Here is a 13,871-nt window from a genome sequence, read left to right as displayed (position 1 = left end):
TTCAGCGCCCGGCGCAGAAGCGGGCCACCGCGCGCGTGAGGGCGTCCTCGCAGCGCACCAGGTCCTCCATGGGGACGAACTCCCCCGTCTGGTGCGCGACGCGGATGTCGCCGGGGCCGAACACCACGGCCTCCGCGCCCAGCTCCGTGAGCTGCGGGGCTTCCGTGCCGAAGGACACCGTTTCGGACGCGTTGCCGCTGACCTCCTCCAGGAAGCGCACCACGTCCGCGTCGCCCCGCGTGTGGACGCCCCGGTCCATGCGCAGCACCTTGATGCGCGCCTCATAGGCGGGCTCGTCGCGCGTGAGCTCCTGGCGGATGTGCTCCAGCAGCTCCGGGACGCGCTCGGTGGACTGGCCGGGGATGGGGCGCCATTCGACGGTGAAGCGGCAGGAGCCGGGCAGGACGTTCTTCGCCTTGCCGCCCTGGATGAGGCCCACGTTCACCGTGGTGAAGGGCGGCTGGAAGCCCTCGTCGCGGTCCTCGCGCAGCACGGTGTTCGCCAGCGTCTCCAGCCGTTGCAGGAAGCGGCCGGCGCGGAAGATGGCGGACGCGCCCAGCTCCGGGTACGCGCTGTGGCCCTCCTTGCCCAGCACCTCCACCTCCGCCAGGCAGTAGCCCTTGTTGGCGCGCACCGGGATGAGGCGCGTGGGCTCGCCGACGATGGCGTGCCGCGCGCGGCCCAGGCCCGCCGCCACCAGCTTCTTCGCGCCCACGAGGCCGACCTCTTCGTCGGCGGTGAGGATGACGAGCAGCGGGGAGCTCAGCGCGGGCAGGTCCTTGCGCGTGGCCGCGTGCAGCGCGCAGGCGATGAAGCCCTTGGTGTCGCACGCGCCTCGGGCGTACAGCTTGCCGTCGCGCTCGGTGAGGCGCAGCGCGTCCGTCCAGGCCGTGTCATAGGGCACGCAGTCGGAGTGGCCCACCAGCGCCAGCGCCGCCCGGTCCGCGTCCCCCTTGCGCGCGACCAGGTTCACCTTCGCCACGCCCGCGTCGTCGGTGTAGTGCTGACGCTCGGCGGTGAAGCCCGCGGCCTCCAGCCGCGTCTGGGCGTAGTCGATGAGGGGCGCGTTGGGGCGCGAGGACGTGGTGTCCAGCGCCACCAGTTCCGCCAGGGTGGCCCGCAGCGCGGGCAGCGTGTCGCTCATGGGATGGCCTCCAGTCAGGCCACCTGCATGCCACCGCCCGCGCCGTGATGCCAGTCTGGCCGTGCTTCAGCGTCGCGAGGACGCCATCACCTTCGCGTCCCCCGCCCTCGGGAACACCGAGTTGTCATTCGCACCCGGCCGCCCCATTCCCCGGGCGATGGCCGGCTCCGACGCGCTCACCCGGCCCACGTAGAACACCCCGTGGTAGCCCTCCTCGTTGGGCGAGTCCCAGACGTGCACGAAGAAGCGGTCCCCGTTGTCCTTCCCCTTCGTCTCCTTCACGCCGCAGTCCAGCTTGCCCACCCGCTTGTCCGCCGCGCAGATCCACGCCGACCCGCTGTTGTACGCCATGTCCAGCGACAGGACGTTCTTCAACTGCGCCTTCAAGAGCCGGCCCATCGGCTGGTACTGCTTGTCCCACGGCAGGCCCTGCGCGGTGCGCGGGTGGATGTTGCCGCTCACCACCAGGTGGAAGCGCCCCGGCCCCGCCTTCACCTGGCTGAGCACCGTCTGGGTGAGCGCGTCCTCGCGCTTCTGGCCCGACAGCTTCGGGTGGTCATAGACGAAGGCCTCCACATCCAGGCCGTGCGCACGCAACAGCCGCAGCTGCTCCAGCATGTTCGCCACCGCCTCACTGCCGCGCCCGTCCGGATACGGGCTGCGCCAGAACGGGGCCTCCATCAACTTGAGCCAATCCTCTTCGGTGCCCTCGCTCTTCACGAAGGCGGTGACGCGCTCCTCGTTCTCCACCGGCAGCTCCAGCCCCACCGACACGGGCGTTCCCGACGTGGTGAGCTGGCAGACCGACTGCGCGATGAAGCGCGGCACTTCCTGCGTGCCGTGCAGCTCCCCCAGCAGCATCACCCCACCCGCCTTCGCCCGGGCCTTCAGGCCGATGATGTCCTGACCGCACTCGGTGAACGCGGCCGGGGTCCTGGCCTGGGACGCCTGGGCCACCCTCTGGGCGGTGGTGGCCTCCTGCTGCTTCGCGAGCAGGGGCGCGATGGAGCGGAATACACGCCACTCCATGTGCAGGTCCCGGTGGCCCTGGGCCGAGTCCACGTAGAAGGCGTTCTCCCCCTGGGGGAAGGCCAACCGGGCCTCGTCGTCCTCCGGGCTGAGCCCCGCCGCGCCGCCCCGCGAGAAGGACTGGCCCCAGGCGAGATCGCGGCCCGGCGCCATGAGCGTCTTGTTCACGCTCTTCGTGACGCGGATGACCCACAGCTTGCTCTTGGTGGGGGCCTCCTGCTTGCCGATGACGAGGTAGCGGTGCCAGTAGCCCGAAATCTTCGAGCCGCCGAACTCCTGCTTCCAGTCCGTCTCCAGCACGCGGCTGCCCCGGTCCTCGCGGTAGGGCAGGTTCGCGTCCGTGAAGTACTCCCGCACGGACGGCCACATCTCGCTCAGGGGCACGTCGTAGACGGCCTCGTAGTCCGGGGTCTCCGGCTCCTGACGCCCGGCGCACCCCGCCGCGAGAACCAACGCCATCCACCCCATGAGCCATGTCGAACGCATTTCGAGACCCCTCCCTGCGGCGATTCCAGGATGAAGAGAGAACGCGAACCGGCGCGAAACGTATCGGCGGAGTTCCTGGGGGCCCGCCCCCGAGCAATGCGGAAGGGCCGTGCGCACCACCGCCTCCGGTGACGCACACGGCCCCTGTGTTCCACGGGCGGCTGGGGGTACGGGTGCTACAGGCCTTGCATGGACCCCGTCGGCTCGGGCGCGGCGTCCGACGGCCGTCCCAGCCCCTTGTCGATGGCCGGCTCCGACGCGCTCACCGGGCCCACGTAGAACACCCCGTGGTAGCCCTCCTTGTTGGGCGAGTCCCAGATGTGCACGAAGAAGCGGTCCCCGTTGTCCTTCCCCTTCGTCTCCTTCACGCCGCAGTCCAGCTTGCGGCCCTGCTGATCCGCCGCGCAGATCCACGCCGACCCGCTGTTGTACGCCATGTCCAGCGACAGGACGTTCTTCAACTGCGCCTTCAAGAGCCGGCCCATCGGCTGGTACTGCTTGTCCCACGGCAGGCCCTGCGCGGTGCGCGGGTGGATGTTGCCGCTCACCACCAGGTGGAAGCGTCCCGGCCCTGCCTTCACGTGGCCGAGCACCGTCTGGGTGAGCGCATTCTCGCGCTGCTGGCCCGACAGCTTCGGGTGGTCGTAGACGAAGGCCTCCACATCCAGGCCGCGCGCACGCAACTGCCGCAGCTGCTCCAGCATGTTCGCCACCGCTTCACTGCCGCGCCCGTCCGGATACGGGCTGCGCCAGAACGGGGCCTCCATCAGCCTGAGCCAGTCCTCCTCCGTGCCCTCGCTCTTCACGAAGGTGGTGACGCGCTCCTCGTTCTCCACCGGCAGCTCCAGCCCCACCGACACGGGCGTCCCCGACATGACGAGCTGGCAGACCGCCTGCGCGATGAAGCGCGGCACCTCCTGCGTGCCGTGCAGCTCCCCCAGCAGCATCACCCCACCCGTCTTCGCGCGGGGCTTCAGGCCGATGATGTCCTGGCCGCACTCGGTGAACTCCTGCGGCGCCTGCTTCGCATCCGGGGCGCGGGCCACCTTCTGGGCGGCGGTGACCGGCGCCTCCTTCTTCGCCAGATGCGGCGCGATGCCGCGGAACACGCGCCACTCCATGTGCAGGTCCCGCGTGCCCTGGGCGGAGTCCACGTAGAAGCCATTCTCCCCGCGCGGCATGCTGAACCGGTCCTCGTCATCCTCGATGCTGACGCGGTCTTCCGGCCCCCCGGTTCCAGGCCCCCCCGTGAACAGGCTGCGGTTGATGCCCCAGTCCAGCTCCCTGCCCGCCGGGGCGAGCGTCTTGTTCACGGTCTTCGTGACGCGGACGATCCACAGCTTGCTCTTCGTGGGCGTCTCCCGCTTGCCCATGACGAGGTAGCGGTGCCAGAAGCCCGCGATCTTCGAGCCGCCGAACTCCTGCTTCCACTCCGTCTCCAGCACGCGGCTGCCCTTGTCCTCACGGAACGGGAGGTTCGCGTTCGTGAAGTACTCCCGCACGGACGGCCACATCTCATCCAGGGGCACGTCGTAGATGGCTTCGTAGTCCGGGGTCTCCGGCTCCTGACGCCCGGCGCAGCCCACGACCCAGCCCAACAGCACCAGTGACAACACGATTGTCGAACGCATCCCGTGCCCCCTGCTGAAACCGCTTTCCGAGGCTGTTCAACGCCCCGGCCGCGAGCCCATATCACTCCGCGCCACCCTCACGGGTAGAGGCGCCAGGCAAGCTGCTGGAAGGCCCGGGCGCTCTCGTCCGCCAGGGCATGCCGACCGTCCCGCACCACCCAGCGGCCCGCCACCGCGACCTCGCGCACCGCGCCCGCCGTCGCCCCGAAGACAATGCCCGGCAACAGCGACGCGAGCCCCGCGCCCACCAGCGACGGGTGCCGCAGGTCCACCGTGAAGAAGTCCGCGGGAGCGCCCGGCTCCAGCGCTCCCGTGTCCAGGCCCAGGCTGTGCGCCCCCTGCACCGTGGCCATGTCCAGCAGCCGCGCCGCCAGTCCGTCCAGCGTGCCCGTCCCCGGATCCAGCACCGCCCGGCGCAGCCGCACCAGCCGCAGGTGCTGCTCCAACTGCCGAGCCTCGTCCAGCAGGTCCACCGCCGTCTGGCTGTCCGAGCCCAGGCTCACGCGCGCCCCGGCGCGGACCAGCGCGTCCGCCGGCACGATGCCATCCCCCAGGTTGCGCTCCGTGGACGGACACGCGCACACCGTGGCCTCCGCCCGGCCGAGCAACTGCACCTCCTCGTCCGTCAGGTGCACGCCGTGCACCGCCGTGAAGCGCCCTCCCAGCAGGCCCAGGTCCGCCAGCAGCTCCACCGGACGACGGCCGTGCTCCGCCAGACACGCTTCAATCTCCTTGGGCTGCTCCGCCACGTGCATGTGGATGGGCATGCCCGCCGGCGCGTCGCGCTCCACGCGGACCAGCCAGTCCTTCGACACCGCGCGCACGCTGTGCGGCGCCAGCCCCACGTTCACCCGCGCATCGCCGCGCACCGCCCGCGCCAGGGCTTCCGTGGTGGACAGGAACGTGTCCACGTCCGGGTCGATGAAGCGGCGCTGGCGCGGATTCGCGGCCACGTTGAAGCCCGCCCGCGCGTAGCCCACCCGCAGCAGGCAGATGCGCAGGCCCACGTCGGTGGCCGCGCGGATGACCGCGTGCGCCAGCTCATTGCGGTCCGCGTAGGGCGTCCCGTCCGACTGGTGGTGCACGTAGTGGAATTCGCCCACCGCGGTGATGCCCGCGAGCGCCATCTCCACGAACACCTGCCGCGAGGCGACGTAGACCTCCTCCGGCGTCAGGGCCTCCGCGGCGCGGTACATCGCCTCGCGCCAGGACCAGAAGTCGTCCTGTCCACGGCCCGAGGCCACGTACTCGGTGCGCCCCCGGATGAGCCGCTGGAACGCGTGCGAGTGGCCGTTGACGAGCCCCGGCAAGAGCGCGCGTCCCGGAAGCCGCTCCACGCGAGCGCCCTCCGGCACCGCGTCCAGCACGCGTCCGTCCGCGCCCACCGCCAGCGCGCGGCCTTCCTGGAACCGACCTTCCACGAAGAGGAAGTCGGGTTGATAGACAGTGATGTCGCTCACGCGGGGCAGCCTATGTCAGCCCCTGGAGGACCGCAGCAGCGGAAGGCCGGTGGCCCTTGCGGGTCAGGCCCCCAGCTCGGCGCCTTCCATGAAGGGGACGCGGCCTTCCACCCACGGGCGGGTGCGCGCCGCGTCGCGGATCCACGTGCCGTGGCGCCGCTCGTCCTCGCGGTGCTGCCGGATGAGGACCTTCACCTCCGGGGTCCACTCGAACTGGAGCGCCAGCTCGTAGGCCCGGTCGAACAGCTCCTCGTTGCCGAGCATGGCCCAGAGCGTGGCCTCCGTGCCCATCAGGCCCGTCATCGCCGTCAGGCCCTTCATGGCGGAGCCCTTCAGGTCCGAGCGCAGCGCCACCGGCTCCCCGCCCAGGTCGCGGATGAGCGTGTTCAGGTCCTGCACGTGGCGCAGGTGGTCCGCGCGGAAGCTGTTGAGGCGCTCGCGCACCAGGGGATGCGGGATGCGCGAGATGGCCACGTCGTAGGCCCCGACGGCATCGGCATCGAGTTGGGCCAGGCTGTGCAGACGGGCCACTTCGGACTTGTCGGCCATGGGCGCCTCCTCCATGCGAGTGCAAACGCCTCGACAATGTGGAGGGTCCTCCTCCCGGAACCAACCGCCCTGCCGACCACCCATCGGCCCATCGCCCCCAGGGCAGGCGGACGACCCTCATGAGTCCTCCGCATGGAGGACGGGCCTTGCACACCGGGGCCTCGCGACTCGCTGGACGCATGGGGAGCAGAGCGCCTGCCCTCCTGGCCGCCCTCCAACCGCCACGGGGAATTGCACCACCCAGGTCCGGTGAAGAGCGTTGGAGCGTGAAGACCTCCGAGACAGAGAAGCGCTTGCAGCGCTACCGCACGAAGCGCGACTTCCTGCGCACGCCCGAGCCGGCCCCGGAGGCGGAGGCGCCGACGTCGGGCGCCCCCGTCTTCGTGGTGCACAAGCACGACGCCACCCGGCTTCACTACGACCTGCGCCTGGAGATTGGCGGCGTGTTGGTGAGCTGGGCCATTCCCAAGGGGCCCAGCCACGACCCCGCGCAGAAGCGGCTCGCGGTGCGGACCGAGGACCACCCGCGCTCCTACGCGGACTTCGAGGGCCACATCCCGGATGAGCAGTACGGCGGGGGCGATTCGCTGCTCTGGGAGTCCGGCACCTTCGAGACGGTGCCCCCGGGCCAGGACAAGGCGCAGCTCGCGCGCGGGCACCTGGAGGTCGTGCTGCACGGCCAGAAGCTCCAGGGGCGCTGGCACCTCATCCGCACCCGCCCTCGTGGCGGCAAGGCCCAGTGGCTCTTCTTCAAGGCGAAGGATGAGGAGGCGCGGACCGACTACGACGTCACCGTCGAAAGGCCCGAGTCCGTGAAGAGCGGCCAGGTGGAGACGCGCGGACCGCGCAAGCCGGGGGTGCTGCGCAAGAGGCCCGTGGCCCCTTCGCGCCTGGCGCGGGTCGCGCCATCGAAGCCGCGGCGGCCTCCCGCGACGCCGCAGAAGCTGCTCGAACGGGTGTGGCCGCCCATGCTGGCGCGGCTGGCGGTGCCGGATGAAGCGCACGACGACACGCATGCCTACGAGGTGAAGTACGACGGCTTCCGCGCGGTGTTCGCCCTCACGCGCGACAAGATCGCCTTCCAGAGCCGCAGGGGCAACGACCTGTCGAGCCGCTTCGGACGGCTCACCGCCTCGCTGCGCACCCTGCCCGCGACCGACGTGGTGGTGGACGGAGAGGTCATCGCGCTCGACGACAAGGGCCGCTCCAACTTCCAGCTCCTCCAGCACACGGAGGCAGGCGCGGAGCAGCGCTTCGTGGTGTTCGACGTGCTGTGGTTGAACGGCGAGGACCTGCGGGGACTGCCCTACGTGGAGCGCCGCGCGCGGTTGGAGAAGCTGATGGCCACCGTCGAGCTGCCGCTCCAGCTCTCCGAGCGGTTGGACCTGCCGCTGTCGCGCGCGTTGATGGAGGCGCGGCGCAAGGGGTGGGAGGGCGTCATCGCCAAGCGCAGGGACTCGACCTACACGGGCACGCGCTCCGGGGACTGGCTGAAGCTGAAGGTGGTCGCGGGCCAGGAGGTCGTCATCCTGGGCTACCTGCCCATCAAGAACGCCCGGGCCCGGTCGGAGATTGGCGCGCTGCGCGTGGGCGTCCGGGGCGAGGGCGGCTTCCGCGACGTGGGCAAGGTGGGCACCGGCTACACCGCCGAGGACCGTCGCGAGCTGCGCTGGTTGCTGGACGCCACGCGCTCGAAGAAGCCGGCCGCCGTGGATGCGCCCACGAACACGCAGACCGTCTGGGTGAAGCCGAAGTACGTGGCCCAGGTGCGGTTCACGGAGTGGACCCGCGATGGCCGCCTGCGCCACCCCGTCTTCCAGGGCCTGCGCAGCGACAAGCGGCCCCGGGACGTCGTGCGCGAACACCCCGCGCCCACGGAGAGCCCCCGCACCACGAAGGGCACCCGGCGCGCACCAGCCCAGGCCTCCGCGCGCACCGCGACGGCTCCGACGAAGGCTTCGGGCAGGACGGCCTCGAAGCCCGACGCGGAGGCGCTGCTCACGCACGGCGACCGCGTGCTGTTCCCCGACACCTGCCTCACGAAGGCGGACGTGTTCGGCTACTACCGGGACGTGGCGCCGCTGCTGGTGCCCGTGCTCGCGGACCGGCCCCTGGCCCACCAGCAGTGGCCCGCGGGCATCGCGGCCCCGGGCTTCTTCCGGCATGAGCTGTCCGGCATCCCCTCCTGGATGCCCACGCTGCGCGTGCGCCACGAAGGCAAGTCCCTGCGCCACGTCAACGTGAAGGACGCGGATGCACTGTCGTGGCTCGCCAACCAGTCCGCGCTCACCCTGCACATGTGGCTGAGCCACGCGCCCCGGCTGGCGCAGCCGGACTTCGTGGTGTTCGACCTGGACCCCGGCACCGGCGGCTGGAAGGACCTGGTGAAGGTGGCCAGGCGCCTGCACGCCCGCCTGGACGCGCTGGGCCTCCAATCCTTCCCGAAGACGTCCGGCAAGCGGGGCCTGCACGTGCTGGTGCCCCTGGCCCCGGGGCACACCTACGCGCGCGCCCAGGCATTCGCGAACGCACGGGCGGCCGAGCTGGAGGAGGCCCTGGGCGACATCGCCACCACGGAGCGCTCCATCAACAAGCGGGGCGGCCGGCTCTACCTGGACGTGGGACAGAACGCGCGCGGCAAGACGGTGGTGGCGCCCTACTCCCTGCGCGCCGTGGAGGGAGCGCCGTTCTCCGCGCCGCTCGACTGGAGCGAAGTGACGGCCCGGTTGGACCCCCACCGCTTCCGTCTGAAGACGCTGCGCAGGCGCCTGGACGCCGTGGGGGACCTGTTCGCGCCCGTGCTGAGCCTGAAGCAGACGCTGCCCGGGGAGTGAGCCGCCGGCTGACGCGCCGCGCCCTGAACGGATGTTTCGCCAAAGCGGTGGGGCGCGTGCTACTGCCCGCGCCGCCATGTCGTCCGTCACCGCAGTGAGCACCGCCGCGAAGTCCGCGCCGCGTTGGAAGATCGCCGTCGCCTACGCCATCTGCTTCCTCACCTGGGGCTCCACCTGGGCCGTCGTGAAGGTGGGGCTGGAGGACCTGCCGCCCCTGCGGTTCGTGGGCACGCGCATGCTCATCGCCGGGGTTGCGCTGCTGCCCTTCGCCCGCTCGCGCGGCGCGACGCTGGGCGGCGGCACCGGGTGGCGCATCGCGGGGATTGGCGTGCTCCAGTTGGCGGTGCCCTTCGGGCTGCTCTTCGTGGCGCAGCAGTGGATTCCGTCGAGCTGGTCCGCGCTCCTCTTCTCCACCTTCCCCGTGTGGCTGCTGCTGGTGGGCCGCGTGCTGCTGCCGGATCAGCCGCTCACGCCGCAGAAGCTCTTCGCGGCGGTCCTGGGACTGACGGGCGTGGTGGCGCTCCAGCACCAGGAGCTGGTGTCGCTGAGCCTGTCCGCGCAGGTGCTGCTCGGGTGCGGGATGACGCTGGGCGCGGCGTCGGTGGTGGCGGTGGCCAACGTGCTGGTGCGCCAGCACATGACGCACGTGCCGCCCCACCTGCTCACGCTGGTGCAGACGCTGAGCAGCGCGGTGCTGCTCTTGGGCGCCTCCGCGCTGTTGGAGTGGAACCAGCCGGCGCACTGGACGCCCCGGGCCCTTGGCGCGCTGCTGTACCTGGCGCTGGGCGGGACGGTCATCACCTACCAGTGCCTGTACTGGCTCCTGCCGCGCATCTCGCTGGCGGCCCTGGGCGCGATGGCGCTCCTGGACACGCTGGTCGCGGTGACGCTCGGCGTGGCGCTCTTGGGAGAGCCGCTCACGCCGTCGCTCCTGGCGGGCGGCGTGCTCATCCTCACCGCGGCGGCCATCGCCAACCGCGAGCCTCCGGAGGCGAAGGTGCCTCCGGAAGCGTCGGCGTAGCGCCCGACCTCAGAACGGCAGCGGCAGGGCGAACGCGGTGCCGTTCTGCGTGCCGGTGCGGTAGCTCTTCGGCGCGCCGATGACGACGGTCGGCGGCGAGCCTCCGCTGCCGGGGACGACCGCGAGCGACTGGCCCAGCGAGCTGCGCTCGGAGCCGTCCCCCACCACCAGGACGAACGGGGACAGCGCGCCCTGCGACTTCGGGCCACCGGCGAAGAGGAACGCCGCGCCTTCGCCATCCGACGCCACCGACGCGCCCGGCGCGCCCACCCACAGGTCCGGCACGCCGTCGCCGTTCAGGTCCTTGCCGCCCGCCAGCGACGCGCCGAAGCCCACCGCGCGCGCGCGGTACGTCACCGTCAGCGGCTTCAGGTCCGCGGTGCCGAAGGCGGCCACCAGCCGCTCCCCGGAAGCGGGCCGCAGCGCGTTGAGCTCCGCCACGTTGAAGAGCAGCACCGCCGGCTGGCTCACGCCCTCCACCAGGAAGTTGTTGGCCGTCACCGCGATGAAGTCCCGCGTGTCCCCCAGGAAGCGGCCCGCGCGCGTGCTGGCCACGCCCAGGTTGATCATGTTGAGCGACACCTCGCCGTCACCCGCGATGCGCACCATGGACGCGGCCGTCCGCCCACCGCAGCGGGTGCCGCCCGCGTCGTAGCCGTAGAGCACCACCACGCCGGAGCGCGAGCCGTCCGAGTAGCGCCACGCGACCTCGTCGCAGCCGTCCCCGTTCAGGTCGCCCAGTGACGCGGGCGCGGTGGTCTGCTGCACGGAGGTGGGCCAGGAGTAGACGGGGTCGCACGCGAGGGTGAGCTTCGCGAGCGAGGCATCTTCCGGCGCGCGGCCCAGGAACAGGTCGAAGCCCCTGTCGCGCAGCACGGCCAGGTCCTGCTTGCCGTCGCCGTTGAAGTCGAAGCCGCCCGCCACACCCCGCCCCAGGGTGGCGCGCTTGCAGCTGGCGGCCGCGGGGTCCGCGCAGCCGGCGATGACGTTCGGCGCGAACACGCGGAAGCCCGGCTTGAAGGTGCCGTCCGCCTGCCCCATGGACACCAGGAGTCCCCCCTGCGACTGGGTGCCCGTCGCCATGCACGTGGTCGACGTGTAGATGTCCCGGTCGCCCGCGGGAGAACCCGTGCCCGGGATGACCAGGCCCGTGGCGCCCGCCACCATGTCCGGACGCCCGTCGCCGTTGAAGTCCGTGAACGCCACGTCCACGCCCACGTTGCGTCCGCCCACCCACGGAGCGCTCGCGCCCTCGCCGGCCACCGTGGCCTCCGAGGGCTTCGCCGTGTCGAACGTGTACGCGCGGCCCACGTTGAGGTCGTTGCCGTCGCCGTTGGGGCCCGGACCAGAGAAGCCCTGCGCGCCCACCACCGCCATCACGCGGGTGCCCAGCCGGGTCACCGCCACCGACTCACCGAAGCGCTCCATGCTGGCCTTCGTCGTCACCTCCAGGCCACTGCGCGCCCACTCGGCCAGCGTCCCGCCCGCCTTCTGGAAGACGTCCACGCGTCCGGTGAAGGCGCCCTGCGCGGAGGAGGCCCGGCCGGAGAAGCCCGCCAGCACCGTGCCCGAAGGCAACGGCCACGCCACCAGGCCCGAGCCCAGCACCTCCGCCTTCGCCGCGCCGCCCAGCGCCACCTGCGGCTTGTTCTGCACGCTGCCCTTCGCGAGCGTGGCCAGCGGGAACACCAGCACCTTTCCCGCGTTGCCCAGCTGCGTCGTGCCCGCCGTCGCCGTCGCGTACGGCGCGCCCAGCAGCAGCTCCGGTCCCGCCGCGCCATCCACGTCCATCACCGTCCAGCTCCGGGACGCGGTGATGCTGCGCGCGTCTCCGTAGAGCCGTCCGAAGGCGTCCGCCAGCGGCACCTTCACGGGCTTCCCCGCCGGATCGCCCGAGGGCGTGTTCCCGCGCAGGTCGAACAGGAACGCGCCGCCCGCGTCCACCTGCGCCGCCACGCCGCCCACCTTGCTCAGGTCCGGCGAGTCCGCCCTGTCCGCCATCACCAGCAGCAGCGGAGGACGGCTGCCTTCACCGGCAATCGCGCCCAGGCGCCACGTGCCCTCGTTGTTCAGCGTCTCCACGGCGGTGTTCGACGGCATGACGTACAGGTCCGCGGTGGAACGGAAGCGCGGCGCCGCGTCGCGCGCGAAGTACACGGCCACGCCCATCTGCTGGCCGTCGGTGGTGCCATCCGCCTTGTAGCGGGTCAGCTTGCTGAGCGACGCCAGGTCCGGGCGGCCGTCGTCGTTGAGGTCCGCCACCACGATGGCGCGCCCCAGCTCCGTGTTGCTGCGCAGCTCGAAGCTGCCATCCACCTTCAGGTCCTGTCCGCCCAGGCGCACCGCCGGGAGGTCCGGGACGGGCTGGCCCTTGGTGAGCAGGAAGATGTCCACCACGCCGCGCCGGCTGATGCCGGAGAGGCTGGACAGGTCGCCCGCGGGCGAGCCCACGAACAGGTCCAGGTCCCCGTCGCCATCCGCGTCCGCGATGGCCATGCCCGTGCCGAAGCCGCCCCGGCCCAGGCCCGTGAGCGCCGGCCGCAACAGCGCGGGAGGCTGCCCCGCCTTGAAGGTGTAGAGGTACACGGCGCCCGAGTCGCCGATGGTGACGTCCGCGCCCGGCGACGACACCGCCAGGTCCGCGCGCCCATCGCCGTCCAGGTCGCCCGCGGCCAGCATGTCGCCGAAGAGCGCGCCTTCCGTCTCACCCGCCAGCACCCAGGTGGGCTTCGTGGGCAGGCCGGACGCGCTGCCCTTGTAGACGAACACCGCGCCGCCGGTGGGCCGTGCCAGTTCGCTCTCGCGCTGTCCCACCGCGAGGTCCTGGATGCCGTCACCGTCGAAGTCCGCGGTCACCATCGTGGCCACGTCCGTCAGCCGGCCGTGCGCCAGCAGGGGCCGCGACAGTTCGTCCAGCACGCGCACGGCCACCGGGGCCACGTCGCCGGTGAAGCGGTCCCGCGCCTCCAGCGTGATGAGGCCGGCCGCGCCCGCCTCCACCACGATGCGCCCGTTCGTCACCGTGCCGGGTCCGGACTTCTTCGTCCACACCACGCTGTCGGTACCGCCCGCCGTGCCCAGCGGCGCGGACGCGCCCGACGGCACGCCCAGGTACGGCGGGTCGCCCACCAGCTTCGCGGCCTTGCTCACCGTGTACTGGAGCACCGCCGTGTCGCCGGACCGCTGGTCGCTCACGGTGATGAGGTCCAGCGCCTCCGTCGCGCCGGCCGTGTAGACGCCCGTCTCCGAGAGCGTCCCCCCGGACTTGTTGGAGGTGAGCGTGAAGGAGGGCGTGCCCACCAGTCCGTCGATGACGATCTGGAAGCTCGTGCCCGGCCGCAGCGTGGCCTTCGCGGGCGCGACCCCGAAGCCCGCGATGACCTGCACGCGCACGGAGGCGGAGCCGCCGCACTGCTCGTCCACCACCAGCAGCGTGTCTTGCGCCGGCGTGGCGCCCGCGACGAAGCGGTTGCCGCGCACATCTCCGGAGGAGCCGCCCGCTTCCGCCCTGAAGGTGTAGTGACCGCTGCCGCCCGTGGCCGTCAGCGTGGCCACGCCGCCCGAGCGCACCGTCGTCGGCTCCACGGCCAACGTCATGGCCGCCAGGCCTTCACACGGGCCCACGTAGGGCAGCACCACGGCGGAATCCTGCCCGCCCTGGCAGGCCAGGGTCAGGAGCGCGAAGAGGGGGGTCGCGCGGGTGAAACGCTTCATGGG

At 71.9% G+C, this 13,871-nt stretch carries 8 protein-coding genes; 2 read left to right on the top strand and 6 right to left on the bottom strand.

Annotation, left to right across the window (positions count from 1 at the left end; translation table 11 throughout):
* Position 1 precedes the first annotated feature (1 nt).
* The 5 genes from argE to D7Y13_RS14460 form a co-directional block, all read right to left on the bottom strand.
* Positions 2 to 1,144 carry an acetylornithine deacetylase gene (argE, locus tag D7Y13_RS14480; RefSeq protein WP_120534114.1) on the bottom strand — a complete coding sequence of 381 codons (1,143 nt, stop codon included), beginning with the start codon at positions 1,142 to 1,144 and terminating at the stop codon, positions 2 to 4.
* Positions 1,145 to 1,210: 66 nt separating this feature from the next.
* Complete coding sequence (locus tag D7Y13_RS14475) at positions 1,211 to 2,659, bottom strand: hypothetical protein (RefSeq protein WP_120584221.1); 1,449 nt, start codon at positions 2,657 to 2,659, stop codon at positions 1,211 to 1,213.
* Positions 2,660 to 2,835: 176 nt separating this feature from the next.
* On the bottom strand, positions 2,836 to 4,290 hold the full coding sequence (locus tag D7Y13_RS14470) for a hypothetical protein (RefSeq protein WP_120584220.1): 1,455 nt from the start codon (positions 4,288 to 4,290) through the stop codon (positions 2,836 to 2,838).
* A gap of 77 nt (positions 4,291 to 4,367) precedes the next feature.
* Positions 4,368 to 5,750 carry a formimidoylglutamate deiminase gene (hutF, locus tag D7Y13_RS14465; protein ID WP_120534111.1) on the bottom strand — a complete coding sequence of 461 codons (1,383 nt, stop codon included), beginning with the start codon at positions 5,748 to 5,750 and terminating at the stop codon, positions 4,368 to 4,370.
* A 63-nt stretch (positions 5,751 to 5,813) separates the two neighbouring features.
* Entirely contained in the window at positions 5,814 to 6,299 is a 486-nt protein-coding gene (locus D7Y13_RS14460) for a DUF2383 domain-containing protein (protein ID WP_120584229.1), read from the bottom strand.
* 266 nt (positions 6,300 to 6,565) lie between these two features.
* On the opposite strand from D7Y13_RS14460, the gene ligD reads away from it, so the two are divergent.
* Both ligD and D7Y13_RS14450 read left to right on the top strand, forming a co-directional pair.
* The gene (gene ligD / locus D7Y13_RS14455) at positions 6,566 to 9,133 is read left to right on the top strand and encodes a DNA ligase D (RefSeq protein ID WP_233595651.1); all 2,568 of its coding nucleotides are present in this window, start codon (positions 6,566 to 6,568) and stop codon (positions 9,131 to 9,133) included.
* A gap of 76 nt (positions 9,134 to 9,209) precedes the next feature.
* A complete protein-coding gene (locus tag D7Y13_RS14450) occupies positions 9,210 to 10,154 on the top strand; it encodes a DMT family transporter (protein WP_120534109.1) in 945 nt (314 codons plus the stop codon).
* Positions 10,155 to 10,163: 9 nt separating this feature from the next.
* Here the strand turns inward: D7Y13_RS14450 and D7Y13_RS14445 are convergent.
* On the bottom strand, positions 10,164 to 13,871 hold a 3,708-nt coding region (locus tag D7Y13_RS14445; RefSeq protein ID WP_341870412.1), incomplete at its 5' end, for an FG-GAP-like repeat-containing protein.

The organism is Corallococcus praedator, assembly GCF_003612125.1.
Lineage (GTDB): Bacteria > Myxococcota > Myxococcia > Myxococcales > Myxococcaceae > Corallococcus > Corallococcus praedator.
The sequence above is the reverse complement of the archived record's forward strand: the minus strand, read 5'-3'. Positions and strand labels throughout refer to the sequence as shown.